Source organism: Pollutimonas sp. M17, from assembly GCF_025836975.1.
Classification (GTDB): domain Bacteria; phylum Pseudomonadota; class Gammaproteobacteria; order Burkholderiales; family Burkholderiaceae_B.
Genome location: NZ_CP107548.1, coordinates 450,033 through 465,566, shown reverse-complemented (window position 1 = coordinate 465,566; position 15,534 = coordinate 450,033). Strand labels below are relative to the sequence as shown.

Annotated in this window: 15 protein-coding genes; 5 read left to right on the top strand and 10 right to left on the bottom strand. The window is 61.6% G+C overall.

Features of this window, described 5'->3' with window-relative positions; genetic code table 11:
- Nucleotides 1-53: 53 nt before the first annotated feature.
- Both OEG81_RS02190 and OEG81_RS02185 read left to right on the top strand, forming a co-directional pair.
- Complete coding sequence (locus tag OEG81_RS02190; protein ID WP_264131085.1) at nucleotides 54-944, top strand: MBL fold metallo-hydrolase; 891 nt, start codon at nucleotides 54-56, stop codon at nucleotides 942-944.
- 75 nt (nucleotides 945-1,019) lie between these two features.
- Entirely contained in the window at nucleotides 1,020-1,634 is a 615-nt protein-coding gene (locus OEG81_RS02185; RefSeq protein WP_264131084.1) for a DUF4142 domain-containing protein, read from the top strand.
- Nucleotides 1,635-1,805: 171 nt separating this feature from the next.
- On the opposite strand, the gene OEG81_RS02180 is transcribed toward OEG81_RS02185, so the two are convergent.
- From OEG81_RS02180 to OEG81_RS02160, 4 genes are all read right to left on the bottom strand, one after another.
- On the bottom strand, nucleotides 1,806-3,566 hold the full coding sequence (locus OEG81_RS02180) for an ABC transporter ATP-binding protein (protein ID WP_264131083.1): 1,761 nt from the start codon (nucleotides 3,564-3,566) through the stop codon (nucleotides 1,806-1,808).
- Nucleotides 3,563-4,756 carry a beta-glucosidase gene (locus tag OEG81_RS02175; protein WP_264131082.1) on the bottom strand — a complete coding sequence of 398 codons (1,194 nt, stop codon included), beginning with the start codon at nucleotides 4,754-4,756 and terminating at the stop codon, nucleotides 3,563-3,565. Before OEG81_RS02175 ends, OEG81_RS02180 begins: the two co-directional genes overlap by 4 nt.
- Complete coding sequence (gene glf / locus OEG81_RS18060) at nucleotides 4,753-7,125, bottom strand: UDP-galactopyranose mutase (protein ID WP_317135362.1); 2,373 nt, start codon at nucleotides 7,123-7,125, stop codon at nucleotides 4,753-4,755. Before glf ends, OEG81_RS02175 begins: the two co-directional genes overlap by 4 nt.
- A gap of 124 nt (nucleotides 7,126-7,249) precedes the next feature.
- Complete coding sequence (locus tag OEG81_RS02160; RefSeq protein WP_264131081.1) at nucleotides 7,250-7,465, bottom strand: undecaprenyl diphosphate synthase family protein; 216 nt, start codon at nucleotides 7,463-7,465, stop codon at nucleotides 7,250-7,252.
- On the opposite strand from OEG81_RS02160, the gene OEG81_RS02155 reads away from it, so the two are divergent.
- A complete protein-coding gene (locus OEG81_RS02155; RefSeq protein ID WP_264131080.1) occupies nucleotides 7,464-7,958 on the top strand; it encodes a ferritin-like domain-containing protein in 495 nt (164 codons plus the stop codon). The two genes, OEG81_RS02160 and OEG81_RS02155, sit on opposite strands and share 2 nt — an antisense overlap.
- Before the next feature lie 25 nt (nucleotides 7,959-7,983).
- Here the strand turns inward: OEG81_RS02155 and OEG81_RS02150 are convergent, their stop codons facing one another.
- Complete coding sequence (locus OEG81_RS02150) at nucleotides 7,984-9,009, bottom strand: AraC family transcriptional regulator (RefSeq protein WP_264131079.1); 1,026 nt, start codon at nucleotides 9,007-9,009, stop codon at nucleotides 7,984-7,986.
- A 158-nt stretch (nucleotides 9,010-9,167) separates the two neighbouring features.
- Here OEG81_RS02150 and fabG point away from each other — a divergent pair, with 158 nt between their 5' ends.
- The gene (gene fabG, locus OEG81_RS02145) at nucleotides 9,168-9,908 is read left to right on the top strand and encodes a 3-oxoacyl-ACP reductase FabG (protein WP_264131078.1); all 741 of its coding nucleotides are present in this window, start codon (nucleotides 9,168-9,170) and stop codon (nucleotides 9,906-9,908) included.
- A 36-nt stretch (nucleotides 9,909-9,944) separates the two neighbouring features.
- Nucleotides 9,945-10,736, top strand: a complete 792-nt coding sequence (locus OEG81_RS02140; protein ID WP_264131077.1) for an SDR family oxidoreductase — start codon at nucleotides 9,945-9,947, stop codon at nucleotides 10,734-10,736.
- 96 nt (nucleotides 10,737-10,832) lie between these two features.
- On the opposite strand, the gene OEG81_RS02135 is transcribed toward OEG81_RS02140, so the two are convergent.
- Genes OEG81_RS02135 through OEG81_RS02115 form a run of 5 tightly spaced genes read right to left on the bottom strand, consistent with a single transcriptional unit; the run spans nucleotide 10,833 to nucleotide 15,517 of the window.
- Nucleotides 10,833-11,774, bottom strand: coding sequence for a 3-keto-5-aminohexanoate cleavage protein (locus tag OEG81_RS02135; RefSeq protein ID WP_264131076.1), 942 nt, complete (start codon nucleotides 11,772-11,774; stop codon nucleotides 10,833-10,835).
- Nucleotides 11,775-11,820: 46 nt separating this feature from the next.
- Nucleotides 11,821-12,540 (bottom strand): ABC transporter ATP-binding protein, encoded by a 720-nt coding sequence (locus OEG81_RS02130; RefSeq protein WP_264131075.1) that lies wholly within the window; start codon nucleotides 12,538-12,540, stop codon nucleotides 11,821-11,823.
- A complete protein-coding gene (locus OEG81_RS02125; RefSeq protein WP_264131074.1) occupies nucleotides 12,537-13,292 on the bottom strand; it encodes an ABC transporter ATP-binding protein in 756 nt (251 codons plus the stop codon). Before OEG81_RS02125 ends, OEG81_RS02130 begins: the two co-directional genes overlap by 4 nt.
- Nucleotides 13,289-14,572 (bottom strand): branched-chain amino acid ABC transporter permease, encoded by a 1,284-nt coding sequence (locus tag OEG81_RS02120; protein WP_264131073.1) that lies wholly within the window; start codon nucleotides 14,570-14,572, stop codon nucleotides 13,289-13,291. The genes OEG81_RS02125 and OEG81_RS02120 overlap by 4 nt, the downstream gene beginning before the upstream one ends.
- A 3-nt stretch (nucleotides 14,573-14,575) precedes the next feature.
- Nucleotides 14,576-15,517, bottom strand: coding sequence for a branched-chain amino acid ABC transporter permease (locus OEG81_RS02115; RefSeq protein ID WP_264131072.1), 942 nt, complete (start codon nucleotides 15,515-15,517; stop codon nucleotides 14,576-14,578).
- Nucleotides 15,518-15,534 lie beyond the last annotated feature (17 nt).

The window sequence follows — 15,534 nt, the reverse complement described above, 5'->3', positions numbered from 1 at the left end:
TATGGGTATGAGGCTTGCTGCCGGATTTCGATGCCACGCAAGAGGAACGAGACATGCGCATACATCATTTGAATTGCATTTCGTCCTGCCCATTGGGAGGCCGGCTGATGGATGCGGGGCCCGAGGGCGTGTTTACGCGGGGAACGCTGGCCTGCCATTGCCTCTTGCTTGAGACCAGCTCCGGACTGGTCCTGTGCGACACGGGCTTCGGCCTGCGGGATGTCGCCAACCCCAGAAGCCGGCTAAGCCTGTTTTTTCTCGCCTTGCTGAGCCCCGATTTTCGCGAGGAGATGACCGCCTTGCGCCAGATAGAACGGCTGGGGTTCAGTGCAAAAGACGTCCGACATATTGTCCTGACTCATCTGGATTTTGACCACGCCGGCGGACTCGATGATTTCCCCGAAGCCAAGATCCACATGCTGGCTCAAGAGCGCGACGCAGCCCTGCTGCAGAAGACCTGGCTGGACAGGCAGCGGTTTCGCCCCCAACAGTGGTCGAGCATGAAGCACTGGAAAATTTACGATGCCCATACGGGAGAGCCGTGGAATGGCTTTGACCGTGCCGGCCCCCTTGAAGGCCTGCCCCCGGAAATTCTGTTCGTGCCCCTCATCGGCCATACGTACGGCCATGCCGGGATCGCGATCGACCGGGGCGACAAGTGGCTGCTGCTGGCTGGCGATGCCTATTTTTTCCATGGCGAAATGGACCCGGTCCGGCCGTGTTGCACGCCAGGCTTGCGCTTCTATCAGTGGATGATGGACAAGGACAGGAGCCAACGCGTGCATAACCAGCAAAGGCTGCGCGAGCTCGTCCGGCAAGGCGATACGGATGTGCAGCTGTTCTGCAGCCACGACATGCGGGAATTCGAGCGGCTGTCGGGGCGGCACGCCAGCATTCCGCTTGCGGAAAATATCGCCGCAGGATGCGCCTCCGACGGGATGTAGCCGCCAGGTCAGGTACGAGCCTTGCCGACAGGGTTGAATGCGGGCCTTCGTGCCCGCCAATTCCCAGGAGGAACTATGAAAAAAGCTCATACCGCCTTTGCCCTTGCATTGGGCTTCGCACTGGCTGCCTTGGGTGCGCATGCCCAGACCACCGTGGATGGCCAGCCGTCCCAGCAGTCCCGGACACAGCAGCCTGGCGCCCAGCAAGCCGCACCGGCTGCAAACCAGGCCGGGCAGCCCTCGGAACTCAGCGGAGACGATCGGCGCTTTCTCGAGAACGCCGTTCAAGGCAGCTTTGCCGAGATACAGGGCAGCCAATTGGCCCTGGAGAAGACGAAGAGTCAGGATGTGAAGGACTTTGCCCAAATGATGGTCCAGGACCATGAAAAAATGGCCAAGGAAGCGGCGAAACTTGCAAGCGACAAGGGGGTGACGCCGCCCACCGGGCCGTCCGCCATGCAGGTGACCGAAATCACCGCCTTGAAGGCGCTTTCCGGCGGCGCCTTCGACGCGATGTATGTGAACCGCATCGGCGTCGCGGCGCACGAATCCACCGTCCAGATGTTCGAGGAGGCCAGCCGGGAAGCGGACGATCCCGACGTCAAGGCCCTGGCCACCGAAGCCCTGCCCAAGCTGCGGGAACATTTGAAGATGGCCAACACGCTGAACCAGAAGCAGGACAGCAAGTGAATCGGACGTCAAGTCATGGATTCGCCGTCGGCCGTGACCTGCCGCCTATTTATGTCGCTTCCTGCAGCGCCACCTTGCTCAATCACTGCCTGATCATGGTCTCGTGCTCATCAGGCTCGCATCTTCGGTGCTGCCGTCGAACAGCATGTGCAGGGCGAAATCCTCGTCCGCCTATGCGCTGGCGCGTTGCGAGCCTGACTGGGCCTGCCAGAGCGAACTGAACATCCCCGGATGTTCAAGCAGTTCATGAGGAGAGCCGTCCTCCACAATCCTGCCCGCGGCCAGCATCACGATACGGTCGAATCCGCTGAGCGTCGATAGGCGATGCGCAACGGCAATGACGGTGCGTCCTTGAATCAGGTCGCTCAATGCCTGCTGCACCGCCCGCTCGGATCGCGTGTCGAGCGCGGAGGTGGCTTCATCCAGCAGCAGTACGGGCGCGTCCTTGAGGAAAGCGCGGGCAATGGCCAGGCGCTGGCGCTGCCCGCCCGAAAGCGTGGCGCCCCGCTCGCCGATCACGGTATCGTATCCGTGCCGCATCTGGCGTATGAAGCCGTCGCAGAGCGCGTAGCGCGCGGCAACGTGTACTTCCTCGTCACTGGCATCGGGACGGCTGTAGCGGATGTTCTCCATGATGGAGCGGCGGAACAGGCTGATGTCCTGGGGCACCACGGCAATGCCCTCCCGCAGGCAGTCCTGCGCCATTTCGTTGATGGGTGTCCCGTCTATCCGTATCTGCCCGTGCTGCGGCTCGTCCAGGCGTTGTATCAGGGCCAGCAGGGTCGACTTTCCGCCGCCTGAAGGCCCCGCCAGCCCCAGCTTCTGGCCCGGCGGTATCGCGAGGTTCAGGTGCTTGAAGACGGCGTGTCCGTCCGGATAGTGGAAGGATACGTCGTGGAATTCGATACGGCCTTCGCGCGGCCGTATGGGCAGGGCGCCAGGACTGTCTGAAAAGGAATGGCGCTCGCCTATCACCTCCAGCATCTCTGCGATCACACCGTATTCCTGCGACATTTCGACAAGCGCCAGCGCCAGGTCGCGCGAACCGTGCAGTATGCGGAAGGTCAAGGCGCTGACCAGGACCACGTCTCCCGGCGAAATGGCTTCCAGGCGCCAGGCCTGTATCGCCCAGGTGAGCATGGTGCCGGCCATGATCCAAAGGAAAAAATCATGGATGACGCGGGCTTTTTCAAGATACATCCAGCTCTTGCGCTGGGCCATGGCCTCCACGCCGATTGCGCCTTCCAGGCGGGCGCGCTCGCGGGCCCGCGCCGAGAACGCCTTGATCGTCCATACGTTGGAAACGGTGTCGACCAGTTCTCCGCCCACGGACGCCGCCTGCTTGCCGTATGCGCGGTGCAGCGACCGCCCCCGTACGCCAAAGCTGGTAATGATGGCGGCCACCACGGCCACGAAGGCGATGAGAGCCATGGCCATCCGGTAGTCGACGAGGCTGAGCACCACTACCGCCCCCAGGAAATCCACCGCGGGCGGAGCGATATTCCAGGTCAGCCGGCTCAGTATTGCGCCGGTCGAGCCGGCCGTTGCGGTTATCCGGCTGCTGAGGGAGCCGGCCATATGCTTCGTGAAATACCGCATCGGATGGCCGATAAGGTGTTCGAACAGGTCCACCCGGATGTCCGCGCCTGTGGCGACGATGGCCCGGCAGCCCAGCCATCCGCTGCAACGCCACAGCACGTTCTCCAGCGCGATCAGGCTCAGGAAAAGCAACAGGGGCTGCCATACGGCGGCGGCCAGCCTGTCAGCCGCGACCATGGCGTCGACGATCATCTTCATGCCGTACTGGACCGCTACGGCGCACGAGCCCGCGCCTGTCACCAGCAAGGCCAGCCCCGCGAACTGCCAGCGCCGCGCGCCTATGTATTTGAGCAAGAACGGCCAGGGCCTGTCGGGAATTCGCGTCGGGCTCATGAGGCGCCTGCTCCAAGCGCGCCGCCGGCGCCCGCTGCAACCCCCCTGTCGATCCCCGGCGCGCGGCAGCCTGCCTCCTGCGCTTGGCGGAACCGCTCTTGCTGTAAAGAAAGCTCCTCCGCCAGCGGACCGTACGTAGTCCGGCTGCCCTGGTCATCGGGCATTCCGAGCAGACCGCAGTCGCAGTGGCGTTCGTCCGCCCAACCAGCGTAATCCGTGACCGGGTACAGGCAGATGCCGCCCAAAGGAACGCCGTCCAGGCCGGCAGCAAAGACCTCGTCGCATACATAGCGGAACCAGGGCCGGCGCAGGTCGCCTTCCGCTCCCGTTTCCGCGACGAAAAGCGGACGCTGGTAGCGCCGATGGACTTCCGCCAGGATGTCCCGGAAGGGCCGGTACAAGGCGTGGTCCCGCTCAATGGTGCCGCCGCGCAGGAACCATTGGTTGTCGGAGTAGTAGTTCACGCCCAGTATGTCCAGGCAGTCGGGACTGCCGCCCAGTTCCGGATGCAGCCTGCCCGTCAACATGTCCCATGCCTCATACTGCGCGGCACGGGCATGCAAGGCGGGGCCCAGGCTGCGGGGCGACTTCGGCACGACATGGATCACGGGATCGACGCTCACGATCCGCGCACGCGGATCCACATCGCGAATCGACCATATGCCCGCTATGGCGGCCTGCACCAACTGGCGCTTGAGCTCCATGCCGCGCCGTGTCGCGAACGGCGCAAACAACCGCATGTCTCCACCCGCCCAGGCCCAGAACGAAATCTCGTTCACGGGACAATAGAATGGCGTCTCCGGCGTCTCGTCGCGGACCACTGCCGCTGCCGCCGCGGCAAATCGGGCAAACCGTCCGGGAAACTCCGGCGACCAGATATCGATGTGGTCGGGCCAGCCATAATGGCACAGGTCCCATATGATCTGCATGCCGGCTTTCCGGGAGGCGCGCAGCATGGGCAAAAAGCTGCTCCAATCGTAGCGGCCGGGTTTTTGCTCGATCAGGTGCCAGCGCAGCCCGTCCCTGGCGGCGGCGATTCCGTGGCTCGCCAGTGCACGGTAGTCCTGACAGGCATGGACATCGTGTCTCGTAGCGCGCAACAGGTCCAGGCGTACGCCGCCCCGGCGGCGATGCGTCGAACACTCGAAGCCGCCCATGAAGTAGCTGCGAAACAGGGTGGGCACCGTCATGGCTTCAGCGCTTCCGGGGCGGCAAGCCTGTCGAGGTCCGGCGGGCCGGCGTTTGTTCTCTCGGCGGCCGCGATCCGTTCGTAGACGGCGAGCGCTTGCGCCACGACCTGGTCCATATTGTAGTAGCGGTATGTGGCCAGGCGGCCCACGAAGGTGACGCCGCTTATCTTATCGGCCAATTCCTGGTATCTGCGGAACAGCCTCATGTTTTCCGGCCGCGGCACAGGATAATAAGGGTCTCCCTCGGCGCTGGGGAATTCGTAGGTCACACTGGTTTTCTCATGCACCTGCCCGGTCAAGTGCTTGTACTCCGTGATGCGGGTGTAAGGGACGTCTTCGGATGGGTAGTTGACCACCGCCACGGGCTGAAACCGGGCCCGGTCCAGGGTGACATGGCGGAATTGCAACGAACGATAAGGCAAGTTGCCGTAACAGTGGCCGAAGAACTCATCGATGGGACCGCAATAGATGGTATGGCCGAAACTGGCGACATGGCGGATTTCGTCATATGACTTGCCCGTCAAGACGGTAATGTTCGGGTGGTCCAGCATCTTTTCGAACATGCGCGTATAGCCATGCAGCGGCATGCATTGAAATTCATCGGTGAAGTAGCGGTCGTCAAGCGACGAGCGCGCAGGGACCCGCGCGGCGACGGACTTGTCCAGCTGGCTGGGATCCAGGCCCCACTGCTTGCGCGTGTAGCCGCGGAAGAACTTCTCGTACAGCTCCCGGCCCACCGTGCTCAGCACGACATCTTCCGACGTCCGGACCGGATCTATCGCTTCGGCACGGGCCGCAAGGAATTCGCCCGCCTGTCCGGGGGTAAAGTCCCTGTCGAACAGCATGCGCAGCGTGGTCAAGTTGATGGGCATGGGCACCAGCTTGCCATCCACATGGGCCAGCACGCGGTGTTCGTACGGCCGCCATTCGGTGAAACGGGAAAGGTAATCCATCACCCGGGCCGAATTGGTATGGAAGATATGCGGCCCGTACTCATGAACCAGGATTCCGGCTTCGTCGCGGTGATCGTAGGCATTGCCGCCAATGTGCGGACGGCGGTCGATAAGCAGGACCCGCTTGTTCATCCCCGCCGCCAGCCGCTCGGCCAGCACACTGCCCGCAAAGCCGGCACCCACGACGAGGTAGTCGTAGTCGTCATTGGCGGCGGCACGCCGCGACATGCCGGGACGCAATGCGCCCGGTAGGATGGACAGTCCCTCCATGGCGAGGCGGCCCTTCGACATCACTTCGGCCATGCGCAACCATATCCCGTCCCAGGACATGCCGGCCAGGATGGCGTCCGCACGCCGGCACAGCGCCGCCCGGTCGGCGCCACCGCTCAGTTCGGCGTCGATGGCGTGCGCAAAGGCTTCCGCCGTATCGGCAATTCTTACCATGCCGCAATCCCCGTAGCTCCGGACCACATCGGCGATAGGCGTGGAAACCACGGCGCGGCCTCCCGCCAGATACTCCGGCGTTTTGGTGGGGCTGATGAAACGCGTGGATTCGTTCCGGGCGAAGGGCATCAGCGCAACGTCCCAGCCGGCCAGGTAGGCTGGCAGGTCCTTGTAATCCTTGCCGCCCAGGTAGTGGATGTTGGACCGCCTGGGCAAGCAGGCGGGGTCGACCTTGACGACGGGCCCGATCAACACCAGATGCCAATCCGGGCGCAGGTCGGCCAGTTGTCCCAGCAGGTCTATGTCCAGGCGCTCGTCCAGCACTCCATGAAACCCCAGGCGGGGATGCGGGATGCCCGCCTGATCCTCCGGATCCGGAAGCGTTTCCCTGGCGCGCGCAAAATGTGAAATATCTACACTGCTCGGAAATGCGTACACGTTCTCGTGCAAGCCGCGCTTTGCCTGGTATAGGCTGTAGCCGCCCGTAAATACCACGTCGGCCAGGGCCAGCAGCTTTTGCTCGCGCGCCACCATCTGCGGCGGTGCGCCCCGGAAGGCGGAAAGCTCGTCCATGCAGTCATAGACGATGTAGCCTGCATGAAGATGGTCCGATATGGCGAGGCTCATGGGCGTGTAATACCAAAGCACCATGCCCCGGCCGCCTGCATCCAGGTCGGCCAGATAGCCGTCCAGCAGAACGCGTTGCGTGTCTTCAGCCTGCTCGCCTTGCTGTCCCGGAAACAAATGCGGAACCAGCACGCGTACGCCGCCCGGCTCATCGCGCGCTTCCAGGCGGGGTCCGTGGGGCGAATCGAACATGGGCTCTTCGACGTAAAGCACGGTATGGGTGCGCGCAAACCGCGACATCAGATGCTGCGGACGCTGGTACACGAAGTTCCAGCGCAGATGTGAGAAACAAAGCAGGATGGGAGGTTCGCTTGCTCGGGCAAGGGGGGGCGTGGCCGGGTTCATGATCAACCTTTGAAGAGAGGAAGGGAGCGTGGTTCCTGCATGAGGGTCATGTGACAGCGGCCCCGCACACCAAGAGGCGACGCCCGTTTGGGGAGCGCAGCCCTTTCAGCATTCCTTGTGCCAGCTAGCCTCCCAAGGTCCTGTCTTGCCGCTCGAACCAGGAAAGCGCCTCGTACAGGTGGTCGGGCTTGAAATCGGGCCAGTACGCGTCGACGACAAAGATGTCGGCATTGATGCGGTATTTGCCGTGCCCGTGGCCGGTCGAACCCAACGCGCAAAGCGGCACGTGGATTGCTGCCGCATATTCCCATCCATACTGCACATCATCCGGAGTCATCATGCCGACCAAAACTTTACAGGACCTCTTTGTCCATATGCTGTCCGACATATACAGCGCCGAGAAACAACTGACCAAGGCTTTGCCAAAGTTGGCGCGAGCTTCCAGCAATAGCGATCTGGTGGCCGCCTTCGAGCAGCATCTGGAGGAAACCCAGGGCCAGGTGGAAAGGATCGACGAAATAGTCGAGACATGCGGGATCAAGCTCAAGCGCATGAAATGCATAGCGATGGAAGGCCTCATCGAAGAGGGCAAGGAGGTCATGGATGAAATTGAAAAAGGCCCCTTGCTGGATGCGGCGCTAATTGCCGCGGCCCAGAAGGTGGAGCACTATGAAATCGCCAGCTATGGCACTTTATGCACGATTGCCAAGCAGCTCGGCCAGACGGACGCCTTGCACCTGCTCAAGGAAACCATGGCGGAAGAGAAAGCCACGGATGAGAAGCTGACCACCATCGCGCAGGCGGGCGCGAACCAGGAGGCCGCCAATGCATGAGTCTGCGGGCGGAACGGCCGGCTGCTCAGGACCGGTATTCGCTCGTGGTTTTTCCCGTCCACCTCTTGAAGGCGCGCCGGAAGTTCGTGGGCTCGGAAAAGCCCAGGAACAAGGCGATATCGTCGGTATTCATTTTGGTCGTCTTGAGGTATTCGACGGCCAGTGAACACCGGATGTCGTCCAGGATCGCGGCAAAAGAGCTGTTTTCCGCTTGCAGGCGGCGCCGCAGGTTGCGGGGTGTCATGTCCAGCTGCTGCGCGATGATTTCCATGCTGGGAAATTCGCCCGGCCTTCTGAGCAGCCGCTGATACACCTCGCCCGAAATTCCGGACGACACCTTCGCCTGTCCGATCAGGCGCTCGCAGGTTTGCTGCAGGACGGCGGCGGTAAGCCTGTGGGCCAGATGCGGTTTCTGGTCCAGGATGACGCCGTCGTAATGCAGTTCGCATTGCTCGTGATCGAAGACGCAAGGACACCCCAGGTACTTGGAATAAAGATCCGCATGCGCGGGCGCGGAATAGGAGAAATACGCCTTGAGCGGCGGGCAGGGCTTGCCGAAAACGTCCTGCAGATGCGTGACATGCTGCGTGTATTGCTGCTCGATCAGGAAGCGCCGGATTTCCCTGGACTCGTTGAAGAGCAGCGCATCGGGAAAAGTCCATACCGCCTTCCCATCGTGTTCCGACCACTCGATGGTCAAGGTCGGCGTCGCCAGCGTATGGTATTTCACGCCCAGCCTGAAATAATCCCGCATCGTAAGGCAGGACATCAGCGCATAGCCGTACATGCCGTAGGCCGACAGATGCAGCCGCGCCCCCGTCTCGAAAGGAGTCGACGGATGAGCGCCAAGCGCTATCGCGTTATTGCAAACGGCCACGTATTGACGAACGGACGTGAGCGCCGTGGCATCGTAGATGCGGTCCTCTTCGACGCCGCTGCCCGCAAGGCTGGATGACGGCGAAATTCCCTGCTCGCTCAAGACCTCTACCAAGGCGGCGATTTTATAGGGAGCATAGATGGGCTCATTAAACAGTGGTGCTTTATTTCGCATGGCATCGAGTCCTGTAATCGCCGATAAAGATATGCTCATGTCCCTTAATGATCTTATCATCAATTTGAAACTTCGTTAAGCTCACGCTACATCACCTGGCGTCCTGGCGCATCCTGCCCTCGATGCCCTTGATTTGCTCTTCCAACAGCGGTGGATTTATGAGACTAAAAGGAAAAATCGCGATCGTTACCGGCGCAGGCCAGGGTATCGGAGAAGCGACGGCACTGAAATTTTCCGGCGAAGGCGCAACCGTGGTGGCATGCGACCTGAACGAGGACGCGGTGAACAAGACAGTGGCCGCCTGCAAGGAAGCCGGCGCGGACGCAATTGGATTTTCATTGGATGTCGCCGACCGGCCCGCTGTCGACGAGATGGTTGCACAAACATTGAGCCGCTACAAGAGAATAGATGCCCTGGTGAACAACGCGGGAATCACGCGGGACGCACGCCTTGAAAAGATGAGCAGCGAACAATTCGATGCGGTCATCGACATCAATCTGAAGGGCGTCTTCAATGTTGCCCAAGCCGTCGTCGGCACGATGATCGCCCAGGGCGGCGGCGTGATCCTCAACGCCAGCTCCGTGGTCGGCGTCTACGGCAACTATGGGCAGACCAATTATGCCGCGGCGAAATTCGGCGTGATAGGGTTCACCAAGACCTGGTGCCGCGAACTGGGTCCCAAGGGCATACGGGTCAACGCCGTGGCGCCGGGCTTCATCCAGACGCCCATGCTTTCCAGCGTCCCGGACGCCGTGTTGGACAAGATGTGCGAACAGGTGCCCTTGAGGCGGCTGGGCAGGCCCGAGGAAATTGCGAACATCTACGCGTTCCTGGCCAGCGACGAGGCCAGCTACATCAACGGCGCGGTGATCGAGGCCAGCGGAGGCCTTACCCTTTAAGGAAGTCCAGCGCTTCCCTCACATACAGAGACAACCATGAAGATTACCGACTTATTGAAGGTGCCCCCGGGGCTGAAGGTGCTGATCACAGGAGGAGCAGCGGGCATAGGCGCCACGATCGCCGGCGGCTTCCATGAGGCGGGAGCGCGGGTCTTCATCTGCGATATCGACGCGGACGCCATCACCCGCATGCTGCGCGACTACCCAGGCATGCACGGCGCCGCCGCGGACGTCGGTGTTCAGGCCGATGTCGATCGCGTCATGGACCAGGCCTCGATCGCACTGGAAGGCCTGGATGTCCTGGTCAATAACGCGGGCATCGCGGGCCCCACCGGCGGCATCGATGAACTGGACGCGCCTGCCTGGGAACGTACCGTTTCCACCAACCTGAACAGCCAGTTCTATTTTCTGAGAAAAGCGGTGCCCCTGCTGAGGGCGTCCGAAAGCAACCCCCATGTCATCGCGATGTCATCCGTGGCCGGCCGCCTGGGATACGCCTTCCGTACGCCCTACTCCGCCACCAAATGGGCCATCGTCGGCCTCATGAAAACCCTGGCCAACGAACTGGGGCCCGATAACATCAGGGTGAATGCGATTCTTCCAGGTGTGGTCGCCGGCGAACGCATGAACCGCGTCATGCGCGACCGGGCCAAGGCGCTGGGCATCAGCGACGAGGCCATGCATGCGCAGTACATGGAAAAGATATCGCTGCGCCGGATGGTAAGCATGGAGGACATTGCCGCGATGGCATTGTTCCTGTCCACGCCAGCGGCAATGAACATCACGGGCCAGGCCATCAGTGTCGATGGCAATGTCGAATATCTTTGATCGCGGCCGGGATCTCGGACCCGCGGCCCGCGCGCTTCGGCCATGAATCCCGTCCCGCCCGCTCATTCCGCGTATGCGGATTAAGCGGGCGAAGCGCTAGAAGCCGACGGCGTCGCCGCCTTTCAGGCCCAGCATTGCACGGGCCTCGTCGGGGGTGGCGATATCGAAGGACAGCTCCTCCAGTATCCGCCGGATCTTCAAAACCTGTTCCGCGCTCGACGGCGCCAGTTCGCCTTTGTTCAGGAAAAGGCTGTCTTCAAGCCCCACCCGGACGTTCCCGCCCATGATGGCCGACAGCGTCGAAAGCGGCATCTGGTGCCGGCCGGCGCCCAGGACCGAGAAGCGATAGTTCTCCCTGCCGAACAGGCGATCGGCGGTGGTCCGCATATGAATCAGGTTCTCGGGATCCGGGCCCATGCCGCCCAGCACACCGAACACGCATTGAATGAACAAGGGTCCCTTGATCAGGCCCTCGTTCACGAAGTGGGCCAGGTTGTAGAGATGGCCCAGGTCGTAGCATTCGAATTCGAAACGCGTTCCATGGGCGTCGCCCAGCGTGCGGAGAATATGCTTGATGTCCTTGAAGGTATTGCGGAAGATCAGGTCTTCCATGCCTTCGACATAGGGCTTTTCCCATTCATGCTCCCAGTGCGGGATCTTGCGCGCCACGGGGTGAATGGAAAAATTCATCGAGCCCATGTTCAGCGAGCACATTTCCGGCTTTGCGATCAGGGGATAGGCCAGGCGTTCCTCCAGGCTCATCCGGGTGCTTCCTCCTGTGGTGATATTGATGACCGCATCGGTGGACTGCTTGATCACCGGAACGAACTGCTGAAAGACCGCGGGATCCGGAGTCGGACTGCCGTCGGCCGGATCTCGCGCGTGCAAATGCAGTATGGCGGCGCCCGCCTGGCTGGCGGCGATCGCGTCGGCGGCAATCTGCTCCGGCGTCAATGGAAGATAGGGCGACATGGACGGCGTATGCACGCCGCCCGTCACCGCGCAGGTAATGATTACTTTATCTTTTGTTCGTTTCATCTTGATTTACTCTCGACCTTCAGTTGCCTGCGCCATGCGGCAGGACTTAAACGGCAAGCCACTCGGCAAGAAGCTGGTCGTTGCCGGCCACTTCCTGCGGGGTTCCTTCGTACACGATGCGCCCCTGCCCCATGACGTATATACGCGTGGAGACTTTCAGGGCTATCGCCAGCTTCTGCTCGACCAGAATGACCGAGACGCCCTTTTTATGGATATCCTGGATGCAGTCACCGACTGCGGCCACGATTTTCGGAGCCAGGCCCTCGGTCGGCTCGTCGATCAGGATGGCCTGGGGATTTCCCAGCAGCGACCTGCAGATCGTGAGCATCTGCTGTTCGCCGCCCGACAGGCTGCCCGCCAGCGTGTTCCGCCTTTCCTTGAGCCGGGGAAAATAGTCGAACATCTGGGCCATGGTCCAGCGCTGCGGCCCCTTCACTCCGGGCTGTTCGCCCATGCGCAAGTTCTCGTCGACCGTCAGGTTGGCAAATACCTCGCGTTCCTCGGGAACATAGGCAATGCCCGCGCGGCAGATTTCATAAGGCCTCAATCCGGACATGCGTTTTCCCTGCAGCGTGACGCTGCCGCTGGAAGGAGGCAGCAGGCCCATGATGGCCTTCAGGGTCGTGGAGCGGCCCGATCCATTGCGTCCGATAAGGCTGATCACTTCATTGGCCTGAAGATGCAGCGATACGCCATGCAGGACATGGCTTTTTCCATAGTGCGCGTGCAGATTCTCGACACACAGCAAAGGCTTGTCGGCTGTCATGCCGCGACCTCCTCGCCCAGATAGGCCTCTTTCACGTCCGCGTTGCGCCGGATCTCATCCGGCGTGCCGCTTGCGATCAGCTTCCCATATACCAGCACGCTGATCCTGTCGCCCAGGGAAAAAACCACTTCCATATCGTGCTCGACAATCAGCAGCGACCTCCCCACGGTGACCTCCTTGATCAGTGCCGTCGTGTAGGCGGTCTCTTCCTTGGACATGCCGGCCATGGGTTCATCCAGCAAAATGACTTTGGGGTCGGACGCCAGCGTCATGGCGATTTCCAGCGAGCGCTGTTCCGAATACGACATCTCGCCCGCTATCGTGGCCGCGCGTGGATGCAGCCGGACCCGTTCCAGCAGTTGATCGCTTTGCTGCCTGACTTTCTGGTTGGCATTCACGAAACGCCAGAAGCAGTATTGCAGGCCATGCGCCCGCATCACCGCAAGCCTTATGTTTTCATACACCGTAAGCCGGGGGAATATATTGGTGATCTGGAAAGACCTGGCCAATCCAAGGCGGTTGATGGCTTGAGGCGTTTTCCCCACGATGGAGCGCCCCTCCAGCAGTATCTCGCCGGAGTTCGGGCGAATATTGCCGGAGATCAAATGAAACAGCGTGGACTTTCCCGCCCCGTTGGGCCCGATGATTGCGTGGCGCTCATCGGGCAGAAGCGACAGGCTGACGCCCCGGATGATCTCGGTCGCACCGAAGGACTTCTTCAGATCGTGAAGGCTCAAAACGGGATGCGTCATGCCGGCCTCCGCTGTACGGCGGCGCCGGCGGCACCCGTATGCAGGGCCGCGCCCGCCGCTGCATGGCGCCGCATGCTGCCGCTGGCCAGCCTCCAGCAGGCGATGCCCAGAACCATCAAGGCCAATGGAACCACCCATGTAAGCGGACTGGCGGGAGACCAGCTCCAGCCAAAGAGCAGCACGGAAGGCAGCTCGCCGGAACCTGCCGCCTGCGACAAGGCCTTGTAGTCTTGGGAGAAAACGCGGCCCAGCAGTTCCGTAAGAAAGACAATGGCGGCGGTCAGGCAGGCGAAGGCCGCCAGATACAGGGCGGCTGCGGGAGCGACCGCCCTGATCCCATGCCGCTTCGCGGAAGAGGCCGCCAGGACGGCAAGCCCGCTCAAGCCGGTGGGCATGAACATCATCACCAGGACAAAAAGCAAACCTTGATACAGCAGCCAGGATTGCGTCATGTCCGATACGGCATATCCGAAAAACGTCATGAGCGCGGCCCCCAATGCGGGACCCAGGAACACATTGACTCCTCCGATATAGGTGTTGAGCACGACGGCCGCCGACAGGGAGGGGTCGAAAACAACGTAATTCGCCGCCTCGTTGCTGACGACCTGCAAGGCACCCGCAACGCCCGAGAACATGCCCGAAATGGCGAAGATCAGGACGTTGATGCGATGCACTTCGTAGCCGAGAAAGCTGAGCCTGTGGCTGTTCTCGCGCACGCCCAGCGCAAGGCGTCCAAGCGGGGTACGCGTAATCAGGTACAAGAGCGCCAGGCACAGGGCAACCCATACGAGCGTCAGGTAATAGACCTCGTTGGTCGTTCCGAATGTAAAGCCCCATGCCGGCATGCGCATGGACGACAAGCCCGCCTCGCCGCCGAAAACGCCTTTGAGATGCGGAGCCAGCGCATGGATCAGTTCCGCGATGGCCAGGGTGATCATGGCGAAATAGGTTCCGGTGCGCTGCGTCGCGAACCAGCCCGCTGCCGCGCCGAAGATCAGCCCGCCGGCGGCGCCGGCCAGCGGCATCAAAGGAGTGGGCAGCAGACCGGCCCCGCCCAGCGCATTCATCGCATGGATGGTCGAAAACGCGCCCACGCCGAAATACGCGGAATGCCCGAAGGACAGCATGCCCGCCTGGCCGCATAGAAGGTTGTAGGCGCAAGCGAACAGGGCGGCGATCAGCATGGGGATCGCGGCATTGACCAGCCCCTGCGAAAGCACCACTGGAACCGCCGCCAGCAGGACAAGGCCGATCACGGACCAAAGGAATCGAGTCTTCATGAGTTAGCCCTTGCCTCCCATCAAGCCGTTGGGGCGCAGCAGCAGCACGAGAAGCATCAGCGCAAAGGGAATGGTCGCGGCCAGGCTGGAGACCTTCAGGACGAAGATGCCGCCCATCTGTTCGGCAAGCTCGCGCGCGCCGAACAGCGAAAACAGGTCGGCCAGCGTGGCATCGATGCCGACGGCTATGGATGTCACAATGCCGATCAGCAACGATGCCGCCATGGCGCCGCCCAGCGAACCCAGGCCGCCGACCACCACCACCACGAAGACCATCACGCCCAGTTCCAGCGCCATGTTGGGATTGGTCGTGTAGAACGCGCCCGCGACGGCGCCGGCCAGTCCCGCCAGGGCGGCCCCGACTCCGAATACGCCCATGAACACCAGCGGGACGTTGTGCCCCAGCGCCTCGGCCATCTTGGGGCGATAAAGCGCCGACCTGACCACGATGCCCACCCTTGTGCGGGTCAACAGCTGGTAGATGGCGACGAACATCGAGATGGCGACGATGCCCATGAAGACGCGGTAGGCGGGGTAGTTCAATCCCCCCAGCGTGAAGGCCGAGAAATCCAGATCGCCGGGAACCCGGTAGTTGACCGGGTAGTTGCCAAAGAACAGCTTGACCAGCTCCGCAATGATGAAAGACAGGCCGAAGGTGATCAGCAACTCGTGCGCATGGCCGTGATGATGGACCCGGCGCAGGATGTAGCGTTCCACGGCCACGCCTATCAGCCCGACCAGCACCGGCGAGGCGATGATCGCCCCCCAGAATCCCAGCGGGCCCTGCAAGGCATAGGCGAAATAGGCCCCCAGCATATAGAAGGAAGCATGGGCGAAATTGAGTATGCCCATCATCCCGAATATCAGGGTCAGGCCCGCCGACACCATGAACAGAAGCAGACCGTAGATAACGCCGTTCAGCAGCGAAATGACAAGATGTTCCATAGCAACTCCGACTATTG

Bases quoted from the DNA above. Each gene is read 5' to 3' on its own strand.
- OEG81_RS02180 (WP_264131083.1), bottom strand. From the start codon at position 3,566: ATGAGCCCGACGCGAATTCCCGACAGGCCCTGGCCGTTCTTGCTCAAA.
- glf (WP_317135362.1), bottom strand. From the start codon at position 7,125: ATGAACCCGGCCACGCCCCCCCTTGCCCGAGCAAGCGAACCTCCCATC.
- OEG81_RS02135 (WP_264131076.1), bottom strand. From the start codon at position 11,774: ATGAAACGAACAAAAGATAAAGTAATCATTACCTGCGCGGTGACGGGC.
- OEG81_RS02120 (WP_264131073.1), bottom strand. From the start codon at position 14,572: ATGAAGACTCGATTCCTTTGGTCCGTGATCGGCCTTGTCCTGCTGGCG.
- OEG81_RS02130 (WP_264131075.1), bottom strand. From the start codon at position 12,540: ATGACAGCCGACAAGCCTTTGCTGTGTGTCGAGAATCTGCACGCGCAC.
- OEG81_RS02190 (WP_264131085.1), top strand. From the start codon at position 54: ATGCGCATACATCATTTGAATTGCATTTCGTCCTGCCCATTGGGAGGC.
- OEG81_RS02125 (WP_264131074.1), bottom strand. From the start codon at position 13,292: ATGACGCATCCCGTTTTGAGCCTTCACGATCTGAAGAAGTCCTTCGGT.
- OEG81_RS02115 (WP_264131072.1), bottom strand. From the start codon at position 15,517: ATGGAACATCTTGTCATTTCGCTGCTGAACGGCGTTATCTACGGTCTG.
- OEG81_RS02175 (WP_264131082.1), bottom strand. From the start codon at position 4,756: ATGACGGTGCCCACCCTGTTTCGCAGCTACTTCATGGGCGGCTTCGAG.
- fabG (WP_264131078.1), top strand. From the start codon at position 9,168: ATGAGACTAAAAGGAAAAATCGCGATCGTTACCGGCGCAGGCCAGGGT.
- OEG81_RS02140 (WP_264131077.1), top strand. From the start codon at position 9,945: ATGAAGATTACCGACTTATTGAAGGTGCCCCCGGGGCTGAAGGTGCTG.
- OEG81_RS02185 (WP_264131084.1), top strand. From the start codon at position 1,020: ATGAAAAAAGCTCATACCGCCTTTGCCCTTGCATTGGGCTTCGCACTG.
- OEG81_RS02160 (WP_264131081.1), bottom strand. From the start codon at position 7,465: ATGATGACTCCGGATGATGTGCAGTATGGATGGGAATATGCGGCAGCA.
- OEG81_RS02150 (WP_264131079.1), bottom strand. From the start codon at position 9,009: ATGCGAAATAAAGCACCACTGTTTAATGAGCCCATCTATGCTCCCTAT.
- OEG81_RS02155 (WP_264131080.1), top strand. From the start codon at position 7,464: ATGCCGACCAAAACTTTACAGGACCTCTTTGTCCATATGCTGTCCGAC.